This window comes from Arthrobacter sp. 2MCAF15 (assembly GCF_052115605.1).
Classification (GTDB): Bacteria; Actinomycetota; Actinomycetes; order Actinomycetales; family Micrococcaceae; genus Arthrobacter.
The window spans coordinates 1-24,076 of sequence record NZ_JBFRGZ010000011.1 but is presented as its reverse complement, the minus strand read 5'-3'; the positions used below and the strand labels follow the sequence as shown (position 1 = coordinate 24,076).

At 62.9% G+C, this 24,076-nt stretch carries 22 protein-coding genes; 7 read left to right on the top strand and 15 right to left on the bottom strand.

All coding sequences use genetic code 11. The features are described from left to right. Nucleotides 1-10: 10 nt before the first annotated feature. The 13 genes from AB4089_RS13530 to AB4089_RS13470 all read right to left on the bottom strand — a co-directional run bounded on the left by AB4089_RS13530 (nucleotide 11) and on the right by AB4089_RS13470 (nucleotide 11,769). Nucleotides 11-505 carry a nuclear transport factor 2 family protein gene (locus tag AB4089_RS13530; protein WP_441409807.1) on the bottom strand — a complete coding sequence of 165 codons (495 nt, stop codon included), beginning with the start codon at nucleotides 503-505 and terminating at the stop codon, nucleotides 11-13. After that, complete coding sequence (locus tag AB4089_RS13525) at nucleotides 502-1,380, bottom strand: SDR family NAD(P)-dependent oxidoreductase (protein WP_441409806.1); 879 nt, start codon at nucleotides 1,378-1,380, stop codon at nucleotides 502-504. Before AB4089_RS13525 ends, AB4089_RS13530 begins: the two co-directional genes overlap by 4 nt. Further along, complete coding sequence (locus AB4089_RS13520; RefSeq protein ID WP_441409805.1) at nucleotides 1,377-2,231, bottom strand: SDR family NAD(P)-dependent oxidoreductase; 855 nt, start codon at nucleotides 2,229-2,231, stop codon at nucleotides 1,377-1,379. Before AB4089_RS13520 ends, AB4089_RS13525 begins: the two co-directional genes overlap by 4 nt. Beyond that, complete coding sequence (locus AB4089_RS13515; protein WP_441409804.1) at nucleotides 2,228-2,728, bottom strand: nuclear transport factor 2 family protein; 501 nt, start codon at nucleotides 2,726-2,728, stop codon at nucleotides 2,228-2,230. The genes AB4089_RS13520 and AB4089_RS13515 overlap by 4 nt, the downstream gene beginning before the upstream one ends. Next, on the bottom strand, nucleotides 2,725-4,347 hold the full coding sequence (locus AB4089_RS13510; RefSeq protein WP_441409803.1) for an AMP-binding protein: 1,623 nt from the start codon (nucleotides 4,345-4,347) through the stop codon (nucleotides 2,725-2,727). The genes AB4089_RS13515 and AB4089_RS13510 overlap by 4 nt, the downstream gene beginning before the upstream one ends. Continuing rightward, nucleotides 4,344-5,207, bottom strand: coding sequence for an amidohydrolase family protein (locus AB4089_RS13505; protein WP_441409802.1), 864 nt, complete (start codon nucleotides 5,205-5,207; stop codon nucleotides 4,344-4,346). The genes AB4089_RS13510 and AB4089_RS13505 overlap by 4 nt, the downstream gene beginning before the upstream one ends. Before the next feature lie 8 nt (nucleotides 5,208-5,215). Next, nucleotides 5,216-6,055 (bottom strand): ABC transporter ATP-binding protein, encoded by an 840-nt coding sequence (locus AB4089_RS13500; RefSeq protein ID WP_441409801.1) that lies wholly within the window; start codon nucleotides 6,053-6,055, stop codon nucleotides 5,216-5,218. Then, complete coding sequence (locus tag AB4089_RS13495) at nucleotides 6,052-6,837, bottom strand: ABC transporter permease (protein WP_441409800.1); 786 nt, start codon at nucleotides 6,835-6,837, stop codon at nucleotides 6,052-6,054. The genes AB4089_RS13500 and AB4089_RS13495 overlap by 4 nt, the downstream gene beginning before the upstream one ends. Beyond that, nucleotides 6,834-7,712, bottom strand: coding sequence for an ABC transporter permease (locus AB4089_RS13490; protein WP_441409799.1), 879 nt, complete (start codon nucleotides 7,710-7,712; stop codon nucleotides 6,834-6,836). The genes AB4089_RS13495 and AB4089_RS13490 overlap by 4 nt, the downstream gene beginning before the upstream one ends. Nucleotides 7,713-7,742: 30 nt before the next feature. Further along, nucleotides 7,743-8,735, bottom strand: coding sequence for an ABC transporter substrate-binding protein (locus AB4089_RS13485; protein WP_441409798.1), 993 nt, complete (start codon nucleotides 8,733-8,735; stop codon nucleotides 7,743-7,745). Between the two features lie 66 nt (nucleotides 8,736-8,801). Continuing rightward, on the bottom strand, nucleotides 8,802-9,665 hold the full coding sequence (locus AB4089_RS13480; RefSeq protein WP_441409797.1) for a MaoC/PaaZ C-terminal domain-containing protein: 864 nt from the start codon (nucleotides 9,663-9,665) through the stop codon (nucleotides 8,802-8,804). Beyond that, nucleotides 9,662-11,260: a class I adenylate-forming enzyme family protein gene (locus AB4089_RS13475; RefSeq protein WP_441409796.1), complete on the bottom strand. Its 1,599-nt coding sequence runs from the start codon at nucleotides 11,258-11,260 to the stop codon at nucleotides 9,662-9,664. The genes AB4089_RS13480 and AB4089_RS13475 overlap by 4 nt, the downstream gene beginning before the upstream one ends. Continuing rightward, a complete protein-coding gene (locus AB4089_RS13470; RefSeq protein ID WP_441409795.1) occupies nucleotides 11,260-11,769 on the bottom strand; it encodes a nuclear transport factor 2 family protein in 510 nt (169 codons plus the stop codon). Before AB4089_RS13470 ends, AB4089_RS13475 begins: the two co-directional genes overlap by 1 nt. A gap of 126 nt (nucleotides 11,770-11,895) precedes the next feature. Between AB4089_RS13470 and AB4089_RS13465 the strand changes: the two genes are divergently transcribed. The 7 genes from AB4089_RS13465 (at nucleotide 11,896) to AB4089_RS13435 (ending at nucleotide 18,252) form a co-directional block, all read left to right on the top strand. Then, nucleotides 11,896-12,726, top strand: coding sequence for a PaaX family transcriptional regulator (locus AB4089_RS13465; protein ID WP_441409794.1), 831 nt, complete (start codon nucleotides 11,896-11,898; stop codon nucleotides 12,724-12,726). A gap of 121 nt (nucleotides 12,727-12,847) precedes the next feature. Further along, nucleotides 12,848-14,890: a 3-hydroxyacyl-CoA dehydrogenase NAD-binding domain-containing protein gene (locus AB4089_RS13460; protein ID WP_441409793.1), complete on the top strand. Its 2,043-nt coding sequence runs from the start codon at nucleotides 12,848-12,850 to the stop codon at nucleotides 14,888-14,890. Next, entirely contained in the window at nucleotides 14,887-16,065 is a 1,179-nt protein-coding gene (locus AB4089_RS13455; protein WP_441409792.1) for an acetyl-CoA C-acyltransferase, read from the top strand. Before AB4089_RS13460 ends, AB4089_RS13455 begins: the two co-directional genes overlap by 4 nt. 2 nt (nucleotides 16,066-16,067) lie before the next feature. Continuing rightward, nucleotides 16,068-16,508: a PaaI family thioesterase gene (locus AB4089_RS13450; RefSeq protein ID WP_441409791.1), complete on the top strand. Its 441-nt coding sequence runs from the start codon at nucleotides 16,068-16,070 to the stop codon at nucleotides 16,506-16,508. Beyond that, nucleotides 16,505-16,969: a VOC family protein gene (locus AB4089_RS13445; protein WP_441409790.1), complete on the top strand. Its 465-nt coding sequence runs from the start codon at nucleotides 16,505-16,507 to the stop codon at nucleotides 16,967-16,969. Before AB4089_RS13450 ends, AB4089_RS13445 begins: the two co-directional genes overlap by 4 nt. 879 nt (nucleotides 16,970-17,848) lie before the next feature. Next, the gene (locus AB4089_RS13440; RefSeq protein WP_441409789.1) at nucleotides 17,849-17,980 is read left to right on the top strand and encodes a hypothetical protein; all 132 of its coding nucleotides are present in this window, start codon (nucleotides 17,849-17,851) and stop codon (nucleotides 17,978-17,980) included. Between the two features lie 128 nt (nucleotides 17,981-18,108). After that, complete coding sequence (locus AB4089_RS13435) at nucleotides 18,109-18,252, top strand: hypothetical protein (RefSeq protein WP_441409788.1); 144 nt, start codon at nucleotides 18,109-18,111, stop codon at nucleotides 18,250-18,252. A 13-nt stretch (nucleotides 18,253-18,265) separates the two neighbouring features. Here the strand turns inward: AB4089_RS13435 and AB4089_RS13430 are convergent, their stop codons facing one another. Together AB4089_RS13430 and AB4089_RS13425 are read right to left on the bottom strand one after the other, a co-directional pair. Continuing rightward, entirely contained in the window at nucleotides 18,266-20,137 is a 1,872-nt protein-coding gene (locus AB4089_RS13430; protein WP_441409787.1) for a glycoside hydrolase family 15 protein, read from the bottom strand. 911 nt (nucleotides 20,138-21,048) lie between these two features. After that, entirely contained in the window at nucleotides 21,049-21,225 is a 177-nt protein-coding gene (locus AB4089_RS13425) for a hypothetical protein (protein ID WP_441409786.1), read from the bottom strand. Nucleotides 21,226-24,076 lie beyond the last annotated feature (2,851 nt).

Here is a 24,076-nt window from a genome sequence, read left to right as displayed (position 1 = left end):
TTGGGGCGTGTCAGTTGACTGGGGCGGCGAAATTAGCTGGCAGCGTAGCCCGCGCAATGGCGTTTTCAGGGAAAGCGTTGAGCACTTCGCCCTGCCACTTGCTTGCCTTTCGGTAAGTGAACAGCCATTCGCCATCGATTTTGGCGACGACGTCGCTGTAGTGGCCGGTCCAGTAGAGGGAGGGGCCCACGTCCCGGAGGACGAAGACATGGGCGAATGACTTCATCCGCCAATGGTCCGGACGTCCTTGTTCGTCTTGCTCGAACAGAACCTGGCCAATGAGGTGTTGCCGGCCGGCGAACAATGGGTTGTCGTGGAAGGCCTGGAGCACGAGTTTGCGGATTTGGTCCCGGCCGGTGGCGATGGTGATTTCGTCGAAGACAGAGTCTTCGCTGAAGCATTCCACTAAGGCATCGGTGTCGCAGGTGTCCAGGGCCCAGGCGTACTTTGCGCAAAGATCGGCGATCAGGAATCTGTCTTCGGGGGAGGGGGTCCTTGCGGTCACTGTCGGCTGTCCTGTTCTGTGTGGAGTTGTGTGTCTGAGGGTTGCGGCAGGGGGAAGGCGGAGAGGCCGCCTCCGTCGACTGCCAAGGACTGGGCGGTGATGTACCCGGCGGCCTCCGAGGAGAGGAACGCAACTGCCGCAGCGATGTCCTCTGGCGTTCCCACACGTCCCACGGGCAGCATCCGGCCCCGTGCAAGACGCTGCTCGTCATCAGCTCCAGAACCTTCGAACATTCCGGCGCGGCTTGTCCATACGATTCCGGGGCAGACGGCGTTGACCGTGATTCCCCACGGGCCCACATCCATGGCCAGCGAGCGGGTGAAGCCGATGACGCCGGCCTTGGATGCCGAATAGGCCGTGGAGTGCGGCAACGCGTCGATTCCGGCCATGGAAGCGATGTTCACAATGCGTCCGTAGCGGTGGTTGCGCATGAGCGGAACCGCCGCGCGGGACATGAGGTACGTACCGCGCAGATTGATGTCAAGCACGTTGTCCCACGTGGAGATGCCGAATCCTTCGACGTCGTTCCGGTCGTCTCCTTGCGGAGCTGCGGCATTGTTGACGAGGATGTCGAGCCTGCCATTGAACTGGGCTGCTTCGGCAACCATTCGAGCCGAATCTTCCTCGCTTGCGATGTCGCCGATTATGAACTCAGCCTGGCCGCCCCGGGCTCGGATCTCTTCCACCAGGGTGGAGATGCCGCGCCATCCGCCCGAGCGCGTTGCCCGGTTTTCCTGGCCGGCGTTGGGAACGCCTCCCGCTTTTAGATCTGAAACGACGACGGCCGTCCCGGCGGCCGCCAGATATCTGGCAATGGCCTGGCCCATGCCATCCGGTTTGCCGCACCCGGTGATGAGCGCTGTTCTTTGGGTCATCGTCCGCTGTCTCCTGCCGGGCCGGCCTGTCCTGTCGACCGGAAAACCGGCCCGCCGCCGTCGACGGCAATTATTTGCCCTGTGATCCAGCGGGCACGCTCTCCTGACAGGAACAGCGCCGCTGAGGCGATATCCCATACGTTGCCTTCCATCTGCAGGGCGACATTGTTGGCCCGGGTGGCGCGTTGGTCTTCATCGAAGACCTGGGCAGCGAAAGTGGACCAAATGGTGCCTACGCGGACGGCGTTGACCCGGATGCCTTTCGGTGCCAACGTTGCCGCCGCACCGACGGTCAGTTGCTCGAGTCCCGCCTTCGCCACGCTGTAGGGCATGCCCGGACCGCGTGAGGTGGCCGCGCCTGACGAGGTGGTCACGATCGAGCTGCCTGACGGCATGACGGGGGACGCATGGCGCATGAGCTGCCATGCGGTTGTCAGGTTCAGAGTGAGGATGTCGTCCCACTGCTGGCGGTCGACGTCGAAAATTCCCTCTACGTCGCCCCTGCCGATGGTGGTGGCCAACGCGTCAAGCGTGCCGTAGCGGGCGATCGTCTCTGTCACGGCCCGTTCACAGTCGGCATCCTGGGAGGCGTCTCCGGCGATGCTGAAGGCCTCGCCGCCCTCGGCGAGGATCAGATCAACCGTTGCCTGGGCCGCATCTTTATCCCGGTCAAACACGGCCACCCGGGCTCCATTCGTGGCGTAAAGCCATGACAGCGAAAATCCGATGCTTCCGGCGCTGCCGCTGAGTCCGCCTCCGGCGACGAGTGCCGTCCGTCCCCTCATGGACTGGTTGGAGGGTTTGGCGAGGTAATCATTCAGAGTCTCGGGGACGTCTGCGGGCCTGGTCATGACGCCACCGGAGCACGGAGGGAGAGCGGGGCAATGAGCTGCATGCGTTGCTCATAGATTTTCCAGCGGCCGGCCTGATCCTGCCGCAGCCTGGTGTGCTCACGCGCCAAGGCGTAGATCACCGGGGCTTCCAGTTCCACGGCCACGCCTGATTCGCCGGTGGTGAGCTCGTAGACCGTGGTGAGATACCGGGCGGCCATAGTTCCCTGGCCGGAAGGCTCCACCCGCAGGTTGCTTACAGAATGCAGCGTTCGCCGGCCCGGGTAGGAGAACCGGAAAGCAGCGGCTGCGTTCTTCGCCTCGTCACGGCCGGTACGGGGTTCCTCTGCTCCGGGTACCCAGAACTTCAGGGCTTCCTCATGAAGCTGATATGCGGCCTCTATGTCGCCTTCATCGAGGAAGTCGTTGAAGGCCACGATCGCGTCTCCGCAGGCGAGAATTGCGGCCGCTGTTTCCGGGTCATGCTGGTGCCCGGGGGAATTGACGTTGTCACTCATGCAGATGCCTCTCTGTCTATTGCTGCCGGGCCCAGCGGGTTTTCGCGCAGCCGGTACTTTTCAACGCGTTGGGTTGCGGTCCGGGGAAACTCCTCGAAAACCTCCACGTAGCGGGGCACCATGAAGCGGGGCAGGGATGCCTCGCACCAGGCGAAGAAGTCCGGGGCACTGAACGTTGCGGGCTCCGTGAGCCGGATGCAGGCTTTGACGTCGTCTTCACCCAGCGGTGAGGGGACGCCGATGACTGCTGCCTCGAGGAGCCCGGTGTAGCCCCTCAGCGCTTGCTCGAGTTCGGAGGAGGAAATGTTCTCTCCGCGCCGGCGTAGGGCGTCCTTCTTTCGGTCGACGAAGTAGTAGTAGCCATTCTCGTCACGTCGTCCCATGTCGCCTGAGTGGAACCAGAGGTCGCGCCATGCCTCCACCGTCTTCTCGGGCATGCCGTAGTACCCGCACGTCATCGAATCCGCCCTTCGGGGACGCGTGACAATCTCGCCTGGGGTTCCGACCGGGACAGGCTCGCCGTCGTCGTCCACCAGCTGAAGTTCAAATCCGTCAGCTGGCTTGCCGAAGGACCCCGGCGGCAGGTCGTCGGCCCAGTTGTATGTGACGATTCCCGATTCCGTTGCGCCGTAGCCTGTGATGAAGCGGAGATTCCAGCGGCTGGCGCCGGCTTGGAGCACATCGGGCGTCAGCGGACCTCCGAAGGCCACGCGCGGGACGTCGCTCCACTCGTCCGGGTGCGCGGGGCGTCCAGCGAGGATGCTGAGCATGGCGCCGATGAAGTTGAAATGCGTGGCCTGGGTTCGTTTGAGCATTGACCAGAAGCCACTGGCCGAGAATTTGGGTTCGAGGGCGAGCGTGGCTCCGGCCCGCAGGACGGCAACGGTGGTGAGGTGCTGCGCGTTCAGGTGGAACAGCGGCAGGCATGTGGCGAAGACGTCCTCCTGTGTCAGGCCCCGGTATTTTTTGGCGTCATCGCCGGCGTACCAGGCTGCCTTGTGGCTGATCATGACGCCCTTGGATGGACCGGTGGTGCCTGATGTGTATCCGATCACGGCAACGTCGCGCACGTTCACGGCAACGTCCGGCGCAGACTGTAGGCCAGTGAGCTCTTCAAAGCGGTGAACTGTGATGTCCTGCAGTTTGCGGTCGAGATCTTCCGGGGCGTCCAGCACGATGACGTTGCGAAGTTCAGGCAGTTCGGTGACGACGGTGAGGAGGTGCGGAAGCAGGCTGTATTCAATGAGCGCATGGGCCGCGTTGCTGTTGCTTATGAGATACGACAGGAACGTTCCACGAAGGTCAACGTTCACAGGTACCTCGACGACACCGATCCGGGTCGTGGCGAACCAAGCCTTCAGGAATTCCGGGCGGTTTCCTGACATGATGGCCAGCTTGTCACCGGGGCGGATACCGATGGAAAGGAAGGCGTTGGCGAGTCGGATCGTGGCGGAAGCCATGTCCGCGTAGCTGGTGTCCATGCCTCCGAAGCGAAGGAACGGGTGTGCTCCCAACCGTTCAGCCTGGAGGTCCAGGAGCTCACCAACCGTGCTCGGTGCGACCACCGGATCAGGCGTGGTGTGGGAAGCCGTAACAGCCAGTTCGGGTGTTTCAATCATTGAGTGGCTCCTGTCAGGCCGAGCAGGCGGGCGGCATTGTCCTTGAGTATGGCCGGGCGTACTGCATCACGGATGTCGATGTCCTCGAAGTCCTTGAGCCATCGCTCCGGTTCGATGACAGGGTAGTCGGATCCGAACATGACCTTTTCCTTCAGCAGGGTGTTGGCGTACTGCACGAGCTGTGGCGGGAAGTATTTGGGCGACCACCCGGACAGATCGATGTAGACGTTTTCCCGCCGGGAGGCCACCGACAGGGCGGTGTCCTGCCATGGGAAGGAAGGATGGGCCATGATAATGGTCAGGTTCGGAAAGTCTACGGCGACGTCGTCAAGGTAGATCGGGTCAGAGTACTTCAGCCGCACGCGGCCGCCGCCGGACTGCCCGGTGTGGAACAGTGCCGGCACCTGCAGTTCCTCCAATGCGGCGAATAGCGGATAGGCGCTTTGATCGTTGGGGAAGAATTCCTGGAGTCCCGGATGGAACTTGAAGCCCCGGGTGCCGTACTCCTCCACCAGACGTCGCGCAGTTCGCGGTGCTGATGCTCCTCGGCCCGGATCGATGCTGCCGAAGGGAATCATGACGTCTGGATTAGCCGCAGCGACGTCGGCGACCTCCTCGTTTGGGACGCAGTGCGTGCCGAGCATTCGTTCCGCGTCTACGGGAAATACGACGCACGCCATGCCGATGTTCCGGTAGTAGTCAGCAATTTCCTGGGCGTTTGGTGCCGGGAATGGGGTGTGTCCGTGCCGTGGCTCCTTGTCCTTGATGGAGGCCTCGGCATGAACATGCATGTCGATGGCGGTGATGGCGTTCAGGTCGACGGCAGCGTTTCGGCCGCTGTCCCTCTTGATTGTTGGCACGCTTGTCATCACGCATTCCCGCTGGTGGGGGCCAAGGGGGCGCCGTGCCGGATCAGGCTGTGGACGTGGGCACGTATGGCCGCAAACTCAGGGGTGCTCTTGGTGCTGATCTGGTCCCGGTCGTTGCCCAGGGGTATGTCAACAATTTCTTCCACGCGGGCCGGCTTGCCGCTCAGGGCGATGACTCTGTCGGAGAGGTACACGGATTCGTCGATATCGTGGGTGACGAGAACCACTGTGAGAGAAAGTTCGCGCTGCAGGTTGCGCACGAGGTCTTCCAGGTCGGCGCGGGTCTGGGCATCCACGGAGGCGAATGGTTCATCCATGAGGAGAAGCGTCGGCTCGTAGGCCAGAGCCCGAGCAATGGCTACGCGTTGCTGCATTCCCCCGGACAGTTGCCACGGGTACAGACGCGCGGCCGTGTCGTCGAGGCCTACCAGGCGCAGGGCATTCCGGCTCGCTTCGCTCGCAGCAGCCTTGGACTTACCGTTGGCACGCAGCGGCAGCATGACGTTGTGCAGCACTGATGCCCATGGCATCAGTGAACGGCTGTAGTCCTGGAACACCAGGGCCACGCCCGGGACGGGTTCCGTCACTGTGTTGCCGCGGACCGAGATTGATCCCCGGGTGGACCTCTGCAAGCCGGCGAGACAACGCAAAAGCGTGGTCTTGCCGACTCCGGAGGGGCCGATGATGCAGACGAATTCTCCGCGCCGGACTTCGAAGTCGATCCGTTCGATGACGTCCCGGCCGTTATAGGCGTGGCCCAGGCCATCGGCCGCCAGTTCTATCATGGCGTTGCCGTTTCCTGCCGGGGCCACGGTGCCTTCGGATTCGATGGCTGTCATTTCGCGTTCTCCAGTCTTGCTTGTAGCTGGCGGTGCCACTTGAGGACACCGCTTTCGATGATCCTGAAGACGATGTTCAGGAGGTATCCGAGGATGCCGAGGGCGACGATGGCCCCCCACATCGAGGTGACTTGGAAGTTCCGCTGGGCAGCCAGCAGGAAGTAGCCGATGCCGCCGTCCGCTCCCACCGTTTCGCTGACCACCAGGATGATCAGGGAGATGGCCAGAGATGTCCGGGCACCGGCGAAGATTTGCGGACTCGCTCCGGGCAAGACAATCGACCACAACCTGCGTGCGGGGCTGATGCGGAAGACCCGTGCAACGTCGGTAAGCGTCGGCTCGATGCCCCTGACTCCGTCCACGGTATTGAGCAGGACGGGCCAGAAAGCACCGAAAGCGATCAGCGCGATCTTCATTTCGACGCCGATGCCGAACAGCACCATGAAGATGGGCAGCAACGCTACCCCCGGTATGGCCCTAAGGATTTCCAACAGCGGCCGCGTTGCGCGTTCGAGGACGTCCGTCAATCCCAGAAGAATGCCAACGATCACGCCGGCGACGACCGCCAGGATGTAGCCCAGCCCCAACAGTTGAAGACTCGGGATCAGGTTGGCCAGTGCCTTTTCCGGGTTAAGCCAGTCCCGGCTGAATGCGGCTGTGATCTTGGATAGCGAGGGAAAGTAGGTGGATTTGCTGTTGAGACTTGCAAACCACCAAATTGCAATCAGGACCACCGGAAGCCAAACTTCGGTGCCCACGGTTCGGAGCCACTTGAGGTTCATCGCCCGCCCTCCTTTCGTGCGGAAGCGTGCCAGCGAAGGATATAGCGCTGGACTGCGAAGAAGACACCGTTGACGATGAGCCCCAGGACCGCTGCCACGAGGACGTAGGCGTACATGCGCGGCGTATCGGCGAACGTGAGCGCATCCTGGATCTGCGCCCCTACTCCCGGGGCGCCTCCCAGCAATTGGGCTGTGATGGTGAGCAGGAGACACACGGTAGTCGTCACGCGCAGGCCGGTCATGATGAACGGGAGTGCACCGGGGAAGAAGATGTGCGTGATGAACCAGCGACGGGGAACCCGGTACGCGGCCGCCATTTCCGCGAGCTGTGGTTCTCCTTGACGTGCGGCATAGACGGATTGGATGAGGATGGGCCAAATCGCCCCCAGCACCACCAGGACAAAAACCATCTGGAATGTTGCCCCGTGCAGGAGCAGGATCAGCGGCAGGATCGCGATGGGCGGGATGGTGCGCAGGAAGTCGAACACGAGCCGGGTGCTTTCCGTCGCGAATTTACTTGCCCCAATGGCCAGGCCTACCGGTATGCCGATAATGGCGCAGACCGCCAAACCCAGGAGGAACGTGCCTATGGTGATGCCCACGTTGGACCAGAAGGCCTGGGCGCTAGCCAGCTTCACCAGCACCGCGATGGTCTCAGCCGGGCCCGGCATGCTGTTACGGGGGAGATTGACTGATCCGTACCACCAGATCAGCACAGCCATGGTGATTACGGCCGCTTGGGCTGCCAAGCGGCGCAACCGCACCGCCTGGTTCGAGGGTCCGCGACGGGCCGGGAGCCGGGGCCTTCCGCCGGGCGGGGAAGGCGGTGACGCATCTGCCTGCTTGCCGCCCTTAGTCAAGACGTGAACTGTCACGTTCCGTCTCCTTTCCTGCGAGATCGCAAATCATTTCCCGGCGATGATCAGGCTCTCGGCCTTGGGCGCTTCATCTTTGGAGAACACACCGTGCTTCACCTCAAGGTCGATGAATTTCTGCACGTGATCCGTGGCGACCGGAAATTCGGCGAATTTGGGAAGGGTCATCTTGGGCAGCAGGGCCGGATCGACTTTCGCTGCGGCTGGCGATTTGCGAACTGCGTCGGGATTCGCGTTGGCAAACTTGTTGCTCTCGAGGATCGAATCGGAGAAGGCTTTGATGACGGCGGGATTGGCGTCAGCGTATTCAGCAGAAGCAAGGAAGACGAAGGTGGGAATGCCGGCGACGGTCTTTTGCTCAGGATTCAGGACCACAGTCATACCTAGCTTCTTGGCGGTCTGGACCAATGGTTCCGACAGGAACGCAGCATCAACCTGGCCCGACTGGAGGGCGGGAATGGCCTGGGGAGGTGCGATTTCGACGAACTGTACCTTCGACGGGTCGGCACCCTCGGATTCCATGGTGGTTTCGAGCAGGATCTGCGCCGTGCCCTTGAGCTGGTTGACCTGGACTTTCTTTCCTTCAAGATCCTTGGCGCTCTTAATGCCAGGCTGGTTGGTCACAATGCCTGCATAACCCACCTCGTCGCCGTTGCCCACGGTGTTCGGGGCAACGATGACGACTCCGACGTCCTGGTGCGCAGCGGAAAGAGCCGTTGCCATGTCCACCTGGGCGAACTGCATCTGGCCGTTCAGGAGCAACGGAACAGCGGCCGAACCCACAGTGATTGCCTGGGTGGTCACAGTAAGTCCGGCGTTCTTGAAAGTGTTGTTGGACATGCCGAGGGTGACATCGGCATTGGACAACTGCGGTCCCATGCCGATGGTGATATTCGCGTTGACCGGGCCTGCCCCGGACGAGGCGGGTGACGCGTTCGTTTCTGCGCCGCAGCCAGCCAAGACAATTGTGCCGGCAAGCAGGCCGGACATCATGCCTGCGATGCGGATCCGTGATGTTTTCATGACGAGAACTCTCCTTTGGGTTCTGGCAGAACGTGGTATTTGGGGATTGGTGCGGACTTCCGCGTGTCAGTCAATGACTTCGATGAGGCCATCGGAAAGGCACGGTGTGCCGTCCGCGAGGAGGGACTCGAAGCTGTAGGTCGAGATGCCGTCGGAAGAGCCCGCACGGAAAATGCGGGTGGTGATCGTGTCGTGGGGCGTGACCCAGCGGCTGAAACGTACCGCCAGGCGCTTTACCCGACGAGGATCCCCGCCGGCGACTTCGTCCACAAGGGATCGTGTCGCGAAAGCGAAAGTGCAGTTGCCGTGGAGGATGATTCCTGGAAAGCCCCATTTGCGGGCTGTGGTGTTGTCCGAGTGAAGAGGCATCACATCGCCCGAGGCGCCCATGTATCGGAAGCTCTGGTCGACGTCGAATGTTTGCGTGATCGCTGCGATGGATTCAGGCTCGCGGACGTAGTCCCTGGTCGGCGGCTCGTCGCCAAGTTTTTCCGGTGAGATTGCCGTCCGGATGAAGACGGTCACGTACTGGTCGACGACAGGTACGCCGTCCGCGGTGGTGGTTTCGCCCTTGACTGTGATCAGGGAACCTGTCGATCGTGGCGTGATGCCGATGGGCATCGCCCGCGTGACGAGGGACATTCCCGCCTCGATGGGACGGTGGAACCGGAAGTCCTGTTCCCCGTGGAGGCCCATCATTCGCTTGTCGGCCGGCGGCATGTTCAGTGTGAGGGGGGCAATTACTTGGAACGCCGGAACGACATTGAAAACGGGGGATGCGATGTCGCCGTTGAGGTACTCCCCGCGGGTTTCGTTGGTGGCGTTTGCATACGCCACCAGGCGTTCACGGTCCACGACGTATTCCATGGGCTCGGACCATTTGCCAAGTGGCTCGGTATCAAAGCTTAGGGATGTCTCCATGACGGTCATGATGTTCCTTTCAAGAGTGTGGGTTGGGCCCCGCCGGCCCGCGGGCCGGCGGTGGCGAGTTCAGGCCAGTAGATTTCGCGGACCAGACGGCGGGAAAGCTTGCCCAGTTCGTTCCGCGGCAAAGGTTCGCGGATGACGATCACGCTGGCGGGCTTCTTCATGGACCCGATGCGCTCTTTGCAGAGAGCCACAAGTTCGCTCTCCGTGACCGTGGAGGGATCATCGACGACGACTACTGCGTTGGGCGTTTCGCCCCACTTGGGGTGGGGAAGTCCCACGACCACTGCGTCCCGGACTTCCGGATGCTTGAGGAGGGCATTCTCGATTTCGGCGGGCCAGATGTTGAAGCCCCCGGAAATGATCATGTCGTTCTTACGGTCAACAACGAACAGCAGTCCGCGTTCATCCAGGTATCCGATGTCGTTGCTGTGCACGAATCCGTCTGTGGTGATACGCGCCGCCGTCGCCTCCGGATCGCCATAGACACCGAGCATCCTCCCAGCCGTGGAGACCAGGATTTCCCCGACCTCGCCGGCAGGCAGGACCTCGCCCCGGTCATTGACGATCCGGATGATGGCGCTGAGGCATGGCCTGCCCGCCGAGCGCAGGATGCTTTCATCCGAAGTGACCCCGATTTCGTGGTCTTCGGGGGTGAGGCAGGTTGCCGGCAGGCACTCGCTCTGGCCATAGGACTGGAAGAGGACTTTGCCAAAAACCTGTTGTGCGGCCCGTGCCGTTGCTACCGAGATGGGAGCCCCCGCGTACATGATCGTGCGGAGGGTGGAAAGATCGAAGGCCGCAACATTGGGCTGCGTGGCAAGGAGTTGCAGCATCGTCGGGACCATGAAAGTTATGGTGCATCGTTCCCGTTCGATGATCGCTAAGGCTTCCTGGGCGTCGAAGCGGTCCATGATCCGGATGCTCGCACCCCGCGCCAAAAGCAAATAGAGGACAGTTGAGGCAGCGTGGGTCAGAGGTGCCGCGGCAAGGTAGACGTCTTCAGCACTAACGCGGGGCAGCATGCCGGCGTTATCCAACGTGACGTGCATCCAACTGCCGTGGGTGTGCATGGAGGCGGTGGGCCGGCCGCTGGCACCCGACGAATAGGCCAGATGCAACAACGAGTCCTGGGTGACCGGAACGAGCGCGTCCTGTGGGTCTGCTGCCCCGAGGACCTGCTCATAGTCCAGCCCGCTGCCGTCGGCGCCGTTGCGGACAATGATGTAGTCAAGGGATTCGACGGACGCCAGGTCAGCTGCGCATTTTGCCTGGTAGGTCGAGTCGACAATCAGGGCACGGGCGCCCGCGGCTTCGAGCATGTCCTTGTGCACGGACCCGCTGTTCATGGCGTGCAGTGCAACCCGGACGTAGCCTCCAAGAGCCAGGCCAACCATCAATTCCAGACTCGTGACGTCGTTGGCTCCAAGCGTCGCCACTCGGTCTCCGGCCACGATACCCCGCGACCTGAGCGCATTTACCAGCCGATAGGACCGGGCCGCGAGATCGGCGTAGCTGAGGGCCGTGGTGCCGTCCGTGATGACAGTCCGGTCCCTGTGCTGCGACAGTGCGCGGCGGATCAATTCAGCGATGATCATCAGTCGTTCGTTTCCTGGAAGCCATTGGGGTCGGCGTACGGACGCACCATCCGGAAGCGCATCTCCGAGAAGACCCACTTTCCGTCGGCTCCCCGCCTGTAACGGCACCTGTACTGTCCCTCTTCCCAAACACCCCACGAGGAAACGGTGCGACCTGCCACGTTCGCCGTGCTGTGGAAGCGGTGCCACGTCCACGTCCCGGTGCCCTCATCGCCGGAGGCACTGATGACCGGGGAGCTGAGCAGGTAGCTGGCCCCCTCCAAGGGGCTGTTGACCATATGGTCAAAATGTTCCGCAATGGCCTGGCTACCCCGTTTTTCCCCGTGGAAGCGCATGTCGATGGTCGCGTCCGAGGTGAAGAAGCGGGAGAGAATTTCGAAGCGGCGGTCTGCGACGGCCCGCACGAAGGTGGCATGCAGGTTGCGGATGGCTTCTGCGGACTCCAAATCTTCCACCCGTGAGCTGAGGGCGAGAAGAGCCGCAATCTGCTCTTCCTTGAGTTCAAGCATCAGTTCAGGCTCCTTTGCCCAACAAAATCGGGCGCTGTTCGCCCGATGCAAGAAACGTACTACTGAAAATCTACGATCGTCAATAGTTTGTCGCACATTGCTCCGATTATGATGTATTCTGCGTTTATGCCAAGCACTACAACCGGGTCGACGACGACCACGCGACGCACAAAGACGCTCTTGCTGACGATCATCGGCGAGATCATGACGCCACTTATGCCCTCCCTATGGCAGGAAACGGTGGTCGACGCCCTCACAAGCCTCGGCTCTTCGACGGCTGCCTCACGCCAGGCGATTGGTCGGGCGGTAGGCGACGGGTGGCTCACGAGCGAGCGGGTGGGACGGCGCTCGCTGCTCTCCGTCAGCGCGGACACCGCTGCCGGACTGGAAGCGGGCAGGAACAGGACCATGGCGTTTGGCCGACCGCGGGAATGGGACGGGCAGTGGCTGCTCGTAGCCCTGACGGTGCCCGAGGAGAGCAGGGCGCTACGGCACCACTTCCGCACAGAGCTGGCGTGGTTGGGATTCGGTTCCTTGGGTAATGGACTGTGGATTTCCCCGCACACGGGGAACGAGCAGGCAACGATCAAGCTTCTGCAATCGGTGGACGGGCCCAAGGGCGCCTACGTGTTCACGTCTTCCAAACCGGCTATCCACACCCCTAGGGATATCGCGGCAACAGCTTGGGACCTGGACAGCCTGCGTGAGCGGTACGACGCATTCTGCTCAAGGTTCGAGAGTGAGGAGCCTTCCTCACCCAAGGAGCACTTCTCGGCCTGGATAGACATGGAAACCAGCTGGCGGCACTTTCCCCTTTTCGACCCGGAACTGCCGGACAGTCTCCTGCCGAGGGACTGGCCGAGGCACCGCGCTGTCACCCTCTTTCATGAACGTAGGGCCGAATGGACCGAGCCCGCTCTTGCCCATTTTCGCTCCCTCGATCTACCCGCGGTCTGATCCCACAAGGCGCTGACTGCCGTTCGACCCAACCAGCCTGTTATGCGACACCAGCTGAAAGATCGTCAAACACGCGTATCACTAAAACTTCCAATGACCTGTTCTCAACGAGGAGAAACTGATGGCAGCACCACCCGTTATTTCCACCGCCCGTGTCGGGTCGGTGGCCATACTCACCCTGGAAAGCTCCCCCGTAAACTGCCTTGACCGCCCCGTGCGCCGGGCTTTGCTCGCCGCCTTGGAGCGTTCGGAGCATGATCCGGGTGTCCATGCCGTAGTCATCACCGGATCCCGCAACTTCAGTGCCGGCGCTGATCTTGCAGAGTTCGACAATGAGCAAGGACTCGCGGAACCGACCCTGCATTTGACCATCGCGGGGTACCTGGATGCAATGACGAAGCCATCGGTAGCAGCAATCTACGGAGCGGCGCTCGGCGGGGGACTTGAACTCGCTCTCGCATGCACGGCCCGAGTCGCGCATCCAGAGGCAAAACTCGGATTGCCCGAGACCACGCTTGGATTCATGCCAGGGGCTGGTGGCACCCAGCGGCTGCCGCGTTCGGTCGGCATGGAGGCCGCCGTGGACCTCATCGTCACGGGAAGAACCATAAGAGCGGGTGACGCTCGCAGCCTCGGGCTGGTCGACGTTGTCGATTCCGATCCGGTGAAGGCCGCGATTGAGCTGGCATCTTCCCTCACGGGCGACAGGAAACGGCGCCTGCGTGACGAACCGATATCCGAGCCGATGGCAGAGGCGATCGTAAACTACGCCAAGAGGGCCGCTGAGCGCAGCCCACATACAAACGCCGGCGTCGTCGCAGCCCTGGACGCCCTCATGGCGGCTGTCCAGCTCCCGTTTGATCAGGGCCTGGCGAAGGAGTTGGCGCTCTTCGAGCAACTCGCGGCCCAGCCAGAGGCAAAGGCTGCACGGTACCGCTTCCTGTCCGACCGCCACGCCGGCAAGAACGCGGATTCACCTGACATCCTGCCGGTCCGCACGGCCGCAGTGGTCGGAGCCGGCACGATGGGCCGGGGCATCGCTTTGGCTCTCCTGTCCGTCGGAATTGCAGTGACCTTGATTGACACGGAGTCGGACAGGGTCGATGCCGGCGCGGCCGCCATCAAAGCGGAAGTAGACCGCGCGGCGGCACGCGGCCGGGTCTCGGACCACGAACGGCACCTCCAGCTCTCAGCATTAACAACTGCAGTGGGACTCGACAACGCCGGAGGAGTCGATCTCGTAATTGAAGCGGTCTTCGAAGACATGGACGTCAAACAGGAAGTATTCCGCAGGCTCGATGCGGTGGTGAGCCCTGAAACGATTCTTGCGTCGAACACGTCCTCGCTCGACCTCAACGTCCTGGCCGCAATGACGTCCCATCCCGAGCGGGTGGTCGGAATGCACTTCTTCAGCCCGGCAAGCGTCATGAAGCTGGTTGAGGTGGTTGACGGCAAGGAGACCTCGACAAGCATCCTCGCCACCGTCGTCGCTCTCGTTCGCAGGATGGGCAAGCTTCCAGTCATAGCGCAGGTTGGTCCCGGATTCATCGGTAACCGTTTGTTCGATCAGTACTTACGGCAGGCGCAACTTCTTTTGTTGTCCGGCGTGTCCCCCCAGAGGATCGACCACCTCCTGGAGGAATGGGGCATGGCCATGGGCCCGTTCCGCGTACTCGACCTCGTTGGCAACGACATTCCATGGCTGGCGCGCAAAGCAGCCAACGAGCCAGATCCGGCATGGCGCATTGCAGACGAGGTTTGTCAGAACGGATGGTTCGGCCGGAAGTCCGGAACTGGCTGGTACATGTACGGGGACGACGGGACAATTACACCCAACCCCGGGGTGGACGAACTCATTAGACCCTTCGCCGCAACGGCCACGGTCACCGATGAGGACATCGTCCTGCGGTGCATTTTCGCGTTCGTCAACGAAGCAGCCGCTGCGCTAGCGGACGGAATCGCGGCCGGCACTGCCGATGTCGACACCGTCCTCGTGAACGGGTACGGCTTTCCACGACGCCGTGGTGGTGCCTGGTTCTTCGCGGAAAATTACGACTGGAACCGCGTGGTCGATGCGATGGAGCGCTGGAAAACAGAGACGGCGGACCCGTTTTGGGAGCCGCATCCCACGATCCAAGCGAAAGTTGAAGGAGCGCTCCGGTGAGAAATGCAGTTATAGTCTCGACAGCGCGAACACCGCTTACAAGGTCGTGGGTTGGGGGCCTGAACCTGACACATGGTGCCGCCCTCGCGGGGCACGTGATCGCAGAAGCGGTTAGGCGTGCCGGCGTGGACCCTCACCAAATTGATGATGTTGTGCTTGGGTGCGCCAACCCGGAGGGCGCTACCGGTGGGAACATTGCGCGGCAGGGGGCGCTGGCGGCTGGCCTGCCGGATACGACCGCAGGCGTGACCGTCAGTCGTTTCTGCGCCTCCGGCCTGGAAGCCATCGCTACTGCAGCCCAGCGCGTCATGACGGGGCAGTACGATATTTCCGTGGCCGGGGGAGTGGAGTCCATCAGCCTCGTCCAAGAGCAAATGAACAGCTTCACGCTCAAGGATCCGACACTGAACATTGCTGTTCCCAGCATCTACTGGCCCATGTTGCGAACCGCCGAAACCGTGGCCGACCGCTATTCCATCACCCGGGACCGGCAGGATGAGTATGGGCTCGCGAGTCACCTGAAAGCCGCCGCCGCGCAGTCCGCCGGCCGCTTCGACGCCGAAATTGTGCCCGTCGAAGCACGCACAGTAGTGGTTGACAAAAAGACAGCCGTGACCCGGACGAAAGCAATAACGGTCAGCAGAGACGACGGTGTCAGAGGTGACTCCACATTCGAGGGTTTGTCCGCCATTCGCCGCGCAGTCCCCGGCGGCACCGTGGCTGCAGGTAACGCCAGTGGATTTTCCGACGGCGCATCCGCCTGCGTCGTCATGTCGGAGGACCAGGCCGAGCGTTTGGGGCTCGAGCCGTTGGGCAGGTTCAGCGCCTACGCTGTGGCCGGTTGCCGACCTGACGAAATGGGCGTCGGGCCTGTCCATGCCGTCCCGAGACTCCTCGACAAAGCAGGTTTGACCGTCGACGACATCGACCTTTGGGAACTCAACGAAGCCTTCGCTGTCCAGGTTCTGTACTGCCGGGACAAGCTAGGGATCGACGACTCAATCCTGAACGTCAACGGCGGCGCCATCGCGATGGGACACCCTTACGGGGTCTCCGGAGCCCGGCTCACAGGACATGCCCTGATTGAAGGCCGGCGCCGTGGCGCATCTCGGGTGGTCGTAACGATGTGCGTCGGCGGCGGCCAGGGCGCCGCTGCACTGCTCGAGGTGCTCTAGCCATGCCCGAGGTGGATCTACTGCTCGATGAACAAGCCCTGCGCGCGAGCCGGCTGGTGACCTCGCTGCAGGAATCGGACCCGGCGGCCCTGTCGCTCGGTATCAAACTGGGCGACATATCACCCGGACGAGTCACTTTGGAGCAACCGATCCGCCCGGAGATGCTCAACGGCCATGGAATCGTCCACGGCGGCTACCTGTTTCTCCTTGCCGACACCGCGTTTGCCTACTGCTGCGCTTCCCTTGGCAGGCTCTCGGTCACCCGCAACGCTGAAATCGCGTTCATAGCTGCAGCCCACGGTGGCACAGCGCTGACGGCCACGGCCGCCATCCGCACAACCTATGGACGCAACTCGATCTGCGACATCAGCATCACAACCGACCACGGAAAGTTGCTCGCCGAATTTCGGGGCACCGGATCTGTAATGTCGACGGTCAAATGACAACCGGGACTCACACGGATGGCCCGCGATTTCCGGAAGCCCAGGGCATTCATCATCTACGAGTCCCCGTCTCAGACCTCGGCGTTGCCTTCGGGTTCTGGCGGGACATCTTCGGCTACGAACGTGACTTTGACTTCCCAGGCCCGGACGGTGTGGTGAATTGGGCCATCAAGAGCGTTACGGGAGGCCCCAGCATTGTGTTGTGGGTAGACCCCGAGCGGGCAAACAATCCGCCGCCGTATCCGCTATTCTCGCTCTCTTTGCGGGATGAGCAGTCGGTCTTCGATCTGGAGGCAGAACTTGACCGGCGCGGCTTTGAGCACGGGGAAGTCCAGTTTAGAAAAAGGAGCGCGCGCTTTTTCGCGTACGATCCCGACCGCAACAAGATCGGCTGCTACGTCAGACACGATTATGTGAGGAGCGTGTCGGACCGCCGAAAGCGGCCACTGCCAGAAGAATGAACCCCGTGGCGTCCAAGGAAGCCGGCTCTTGCGGTAGGCGAAGGTGACGTGGGCGTCTGTCGCTCGGCATGGGGGTGAGTGAAGGGCGGTTGCTGCCGTGAACCTGAGGATTGCCAGTAGCCTACGGTCATACACAGCCGCATGCCCGAACTTAGAGTGGTCCTGCCGCTTTTCATGCCGGTGAATCATTTCAGTACAACGAAGAGCCGCTCCACTGCGATTTGCGTGCAGCTGGCGATTCGAGTGCCCAGGATTGCCAAATTGGGGTGTGTACATTGTGCGCACTTTGGGCTTCGGACTGCGTCGTATGTGGGTCGGATCGGGCCGGATTCCGCATGTTTCCGGGGGTGCCCAGTGTCTGCGGGGGAGGGAATGCAGTTCGAGTCCCACCTTGGGCACGCATTCCCCCTCGTCAGAGGGGGTTTTGCTTTTAATGTGTGTACATTGCCCTCGCGGGGCTCCTCTGACGCTGTTCCGTGGCTGGTGCCTGGCCGCCGCGGTGGCCTATTCGGTTTCGTGGGGCGGGTTCAGGGCTCTGGCCAGGGGGTCCTCCGCCTGCTGGGATCTGAGGTCATCCGGATCTGCTTTCTGACTTGTCCTGGTGGCCGTGGATGTCCTTGTACCTATTCATGCCGTGGCGTTGCGGTGTTGACATGACCTAGGCAAGTGGGCGGCCGTCGCGGGATCCTAACAATGCCGGATTTGCCCGCCTATATCGGCTGATCCTTGGACCCGTTGGCATTCGGGCGCCGGATACGTCTTGCTAAGGCGCGAAGACGATTGGCTACGGCCTAGGGTGCTTGACGACTGTCCCCGGTGACTCGCAAAGGTTGAACGTCAGGTGGAGCCTGCGGGCCCTTTTGGGAGCTGGCGGCCCTCGTGGCCCTTGACTCGGAGGATCTGAACGGGACTAAAGCTGTCGCCTATGTGGTGGGCACCGGCGTATCGACATTCGTGGCGCACGTAATCGCGGAGTCGGTGGCCTCCGTTGGCGTACCGATCAGCGCCTGACCCCGGAGCACTTCCGGGACCAGCTGCGCGATTCTCTTCCTATCGTCTCGGCGACCGCCGTACCGGCGCTGCTGTTGGGCGCGGCCAGGCTGGGCTGGCTGGACGCTGAGCAGGCTCTGCTGCTTGCGATGGCCATCATCATCTTGCGGCTGGCGGCACTCGGCTGGGTGGTGGGTCACCTGCGGCAGCGACGTCCCTCATTCCGCACTTTCCTCTCCGGTATGCTGCTGGCCCTCGCCGGCATAGCTGCCGCCACCCTGAATGGTGGCTGACGCACCGAGGAACTTATCCCGCTACTCTCCGCATCCGCCCCGGGCGGCCCTTCTGTTCCGCGGCGTCCAGGCACCCGTTCAGAGTCATTGCGGCATCGATGAGGGCGAGGTGCGTAATGGCCTGCGGGAAATTTCCCAGCTGCTCACCGGTGGCCGCGATCTCTTCGGCGTACAGGCCGAGGTGGTTGGCATAGGTCAGCATCGTCTCGAAAATAAGGCGTGCGTCCTCAATGCGGCCCGCTCGCGCCAGGGCGTCCACGTAGAGGAAACTGCACATGGAGAACGTCCCTTCGTGGCCGCCGAGCCCGTCGGGAGACGCGCTCGGGTCGTAGCGGAAGACTAGGCTGTCAGACACCAGTTCGGTGTGCATCGCGCGGAGGGTTGACTGCCACATGGGATCCTCCGGGGCCACGAAGCCGACCTGAGGCATCTTTAACAGGGAGGCGTCGAGTACCGTATCGCCGTAATGCTGCACGAAGGCTTCACGTTCGGCGCTCCAACCCTTGTCCATAATCTGGTTGTAGATCGCGTCCCGCTCCGCCATCCATCGCGATAGGGGCGCCGGCCGGCCATGCGCCGTCGCGAGTCGGATGGCGCGGTCGAACGCGACCCAGCACATCAATCTCCCGTACGTGAAGTCCTTGCGACCGCCGCGGGTCTCCCAGATTCCCTCGTCCGGCCGGTCCCAGTTGTCGGCAAGCCACTCCAGCACGTCGCAAATGGCGAGCCATCCGGGCTGGCCGATCCTGACGCCGAAGCGGTCGATGTAGTGGATGGCGTCGAGCGCTTCGCCGTAGATGTCCAGCTGAAGCTGTCCGGCAGCTCCGTTCCCGATCCGCACCGGGTATGAGCCGCGGTAGCCCTCCCAGCCGGCCAAGACCTCCTCGTCGAGTTCGCGGCTGCCGTCCACTCGGTACATGATGTTTAGCGGGCCGGTGCCGCTGTCCAGCGGTTCGGCAACCCGGTCGCCGAGCCACCGTCTGAAGGCGATGGCCTCCTCCACGAAACCCATCCGAACCAGCGTGTGCACAGAAAAGGATGCGTCCCGCACCCAGGTGAAGCGGTAGTCCCAGTTGCGTTCCCCTCCGATCTCTTCCGGCAGGCCGGCGGTGGGAGCGGCCACCAGGGCCCCGGTCGGCGCATAGGTCAGCAGCTTCAGTGTGATGGCGGACCGCTCCAGCACCTCCCGCCAGCGGCCGGTGTACGTGGATTGGCTGAGCCAGTTCTGCCAGAAGTGCGCGGTGGCGTCTGCCAGCCGCTGGGCCTCTGCGGGACGTATCTTCCGCGGCTCAGCATCCGGAGCCGTGTCCAGAACGACGCCGCGTACCTGGCCTTCCTCCAGACTCAGCGAAAGGTGCAGGTCGCCGTCGACTGTGTCGTCATAGCTGTCGGGAGTTTCGTCCCCCTCCTCGCCGATGCGGCTGAGGGCCAGCCGGGCCTCGCCGGCATCGAAGAGGGCGCCGTCGCCGCAGACGCTGAGCCGGTGAGTCCGCCGGCCGTAGTCGAACCGGGGGGCCACCTCGATGTCGAAAGAAATCCGTCCCCGCGCGCATCGCACCATCCGGATCAGGCGATGCTCTTCGCTGGGCGACGTGCCGGTCTTGGGCATGAAGTCGACCAGTTCGCCGACCCCTCCCTTGGTCAGGAATCGCGTGATGAGGATCGCCGTGTCAGGAAGGTAGAGCTGCTTCGTGGCGAACGCTTCGGCGACAGGCCGGGTGCTGAAGTGACCGCCGCGGGCATGGTCAAGCAGCGACGCGAAGATGCTGGGTGAGTCGAAGCGTGGACTGCAAAACCAGTCCAGGGTGCCGTTGGTGGCGACCAGCGCCGCCGTCTGCAGGTCACCGATGAGACCATGGTCGGCGATCAATGGATACTCGTTCATGACGATCTACTCCTCGGGAACCGAAGGATGGCGGACCGCGGCATGGACGTCAGCTACTTCATTGCGCAGGGCGTCGACTGCCCACGTCAGCCACATGATAGGCGCACGTTCGCGGCTTCTACAAGGAGCCGACGAAACCCGCGAGCACTGCACCGCTTGCCATCCCTCCGGGAATCAGCGGAGCTAACGACAGCTTGCCTGGTGCAACTATCGTCGACCCGTTGACGGCCACTCGGGGGTGCGCCGTAGCGACCGCCCAGATTGCGTTCTTTCGCCACTGTGAGGTCGTCTGCAAGACGAACTAACCACATTCCCCAAAAGTAAAGCGTCCGCGTCCTCGAGAGAGTCAGGCCGTGCCGCCCATCACCTGTTCATCCCCCGGCCGGCGCAGGACCGCCGCTTGCCCCATGCCTCACGTTCAGGGTTCGAAGTGCATTTAGTTGCCGCCACGGCAGAGCTGGGTGCCGTCGCCCGACTCGAGCAGGACAAACAGCGTAACCAAGTTGCCGATTGGCTCGACGGGCAGTTCATCGGCATCACAGACCGCCGCGTTCTGCGTGAGGCTGCCTCAAATGCTCTCGACGGTCTTTACTATCGAGGCGGGATGGGGTCATTTCACGACGTTGGCACCGAGGCATCGTCCCAGGCGGTCAACAGACTTTATCTCGCCGTGCGCCGCGCCCGCTCTTGGTTTCTGAGCAATTTGCGAAGCGCACGGACGACGCCACCGGCACGCCCGTAAGCCGATCGGCTTGCGGACAATCGTGGTTGCTTCAATGGTCGATTGGGTTACTCCGACGACTCAGCCGCGTCCTGTCGCCGGCCTGAAGATTTCGGTTTCGACCTGCGCTCTCGTTCGACCGTAACTTCTCCCCAGCCTGCGAGCAGATCCAAGTATTAGAGGGTGGAGGTCAGAACCGTGACAGGAGCCGGGCCATGGACTGGAGTGTCCCGGTCAGTGCAGCGCTGATTCCGGCCAAGGCCAGGAGTACGCTCATGGCGATGACCTGGGCCAGGAAGAACAGCAGCGCCACTCCAAGTGTGGCGGCGTACGTCAGGGTAAAACTCAACGTTGAAGGTTCGCTCATGCAGCAGTGACCTCCAGCCCGATTTCTATTTGCCTTCTTGTCAACACTAGCTGCGGGGCTCTCCCCGGCGTGGATGCAGCGCGGGCACTCTGATCCTGTAGGTCCCGGGCTCTTGCCGCGCGGCGGGTGCCGGAGGTAGGTTCTTGCATGCCGTGGCCGTCCGCCCGCAGTGGGGCGGGCCGCGCAGCGGTGGTTGGCCCGGGTGCGGCGTTGGAACTCGCCCGGGCCGCCACCCACCTCACGGGGTGGGCTGCAGCTCCGGTCCGGCCGGTGGGATGCGGGAACGTGGAGGGACGGCTCTCAGGCTGTTCTCAGCGCGAAGAGGGACATTGAGAAAAGCCCTGAAATGCCGACCCCGGCTCGGCCGTCGATCCATAGACTCCGGCCGCACGCTCTCCTCAATCGGCGTGCGGCCGGGCATCACGTCTCCCTCATGCGCAGTCAAAAGTCACCTGGAATGTATAGGACACGGGGCCGCCTTTCGTTTCGGATGCAACAACTCTGCCATTAGTCCCCGGCCTGATGCCCCCCGGCGATGTAGCCGCTTCGTCCATCCAGCTCGCCGTCCAGCGGTCCTCTTGCTGACCGCCTGCTGCCGCCGATTTGTGGGATTGGCCGCGCCTCAGGTGGCCGGGATCTGCGGCTGGGGCCATCCACTCGATGTCTTTTGCTCGCAGGAGACCGGCGGGGCAACGCCCGTCGGAGGCCCTGTCCCGGCGCCCCGTTTGGCTGGGTATCATGGATGGTCTTACGCCACCTGCCGACCGTCCAACAATGCGGCGGCGGAGTGAACATCGTTCCTATTTCTTCTGGACTGTCATGGATTGGCTGAACCTTCATACCTGGCCATTCCGCGACGCTACTACCAGTCAAGACCGGAGGGCAAAGAAAATGCACGTAGACGTCGGCATCGGAAGGGTGCTCCTTTGCTCGGCGGTAATAGCGGCTTCTATAGCCACTATTTCCCAGCTCAGAGCACCCCTCAAATGTTTAGACACTCAGTTCGAACACTGACCCCGACACTGGATTCACAGGGAGGCCGGGGTCGCACCACGTCTCCCAGCACCACCGGGACGATAGTGCTGGGAGTGGTCGGTAGCGGCCGCTTGGGTCAGCTGCCCGAAGCAGGGCACGAAGGGCGCATCGGGTCCGGCCAGTTGCCGACGCCGGACCGGTTGCACATCGGGTCCGGCCAGTTGCCGACCCGAGCGGGTGCGTGGCCGGAGACGGAGCCGCGGTGGGCGGCAGCGGAAGCGGCATGAAGGAAGGGGGCGTGGATGGACATGACTATTCTCCTGACTGAAATTTGAATCCGAACGCCGAGGGGCGTCGGTGGCCGTTGTCTGCCCGTGGGAGGGCAGAGAGGGCCTATTCAGTCAGGGGAAGATCCAGGGTCAAAGGACGGACTTGTCGCCGGCGCCTGCGCAAGGTCCGGCGCCTGGGCGCTACTGCGCGCCTCCCAGGGATTCCAAAATCCGGCGGCGTCTCCGGCCGCCTGGGCACCGCTGCCGCCGGGTCCGGAAGTCGAGGAGCCCGAGGAGCCTTGCGCGGCGGACAGCAAGAGCAGGACCTCTGGGTCCAGCGTGGCCTCCGGGTCGGAGGAAGGTGCCAAATAGCCGGCAACGGCCGACAGCGCCCCAATCGCGGGGGCGTTAACCCGGGGCTGCGCGAGGCCGGGACCCGAGACCGCAGTGTTCTGGGCATGGCCTGCCGAGGTTGGCTGCGGCCTTGCTGCGGGCGCGTGAGTGGCCGGGGCAGCGGCCGGCCGAGTGCTCGGAGTAACGACCTTGCTGCTTGTATCCGGGAGCGGGACTGGAACCGGCACCACCGCGGGGAGGGGGAGCTGGACTGGAACCGGCACCACCGCGGGGAGGGGGAGCTGGACTGGAACCGGCACCACTGCGGGGAGGGGGAGCTGGACTGGAACCGGCACCACTGCGGGGAGGGGGAGCTGGACTGGAACCGGCACCACTGCGGGGAGGGGGAGCTGGACTGGAACCGGCACCACCGCGGGGACGGGGAGCTGGACTGGAACCGCCCCGGCGGCCGAGTCGATGACCTTTGCGGTCTGATGGATGACCGGCGCGGCACGTGTGAGAACCGGCGCATCCTGGTTAACGACGGGGGCGACGCTGGCGGCCGAGTCGATGACCTTTGCGGTCTGATGGATGACCGGCGCGGCACGTGTGAGAACCGGCGCATTCTTGTTAGCGACGGGGGCGACGCTCCCGACCACGGTTGCAACAGCAGAAGGTGTCTGGTTCGCGACCGGATCTGCAGAGACGGCAGGAGCTGTCACCCCGGCCGGATGGGCGACGGGAAGCGGCACATCCGTGATCGGGCCGGGGCTGGACGAGCCCGGCAATCCGCTGACTCTAGGCAGCGCCCGTGCGGAGACGGTCTGAAGGGGATGCGTCACCGGTCGGGCTGCGGCCGAGGCCTGGTTCGGGGGCGAGGCAGGATCGTGCTGGGACAAGCCAAGATCCGTTAGAACCACGACCGTAGGCCCCGCGGCGGGCACGGACGGCGCGGCGTCGGCAGTTCCTGCACCCCACACGAGGCAAATCAGCGCAAGGAACGCGGCAAGCATGAGTGGGCGAGCGGCCGAACCGCAACGATCCCGCAGCATGCTTTCCATCCGGTTATCCCCCCAGAGGCGACGGAGCATCAGACTACGCCTGTGCCGTCGCCCAGTCTAGACGTCGAGTTGACTCATCAAAGATGCCCGCGTAGCGGTTTTCGAGGAATCATCTGAGAATGCCCGCGTGGCGGCGTGTCCGTCGGGGGTGGTGTCCGCCGCTTCGGCAGTGTGAGCCATGGAGCTTTCGATGAGTGAACGCAAGGCTGTCAC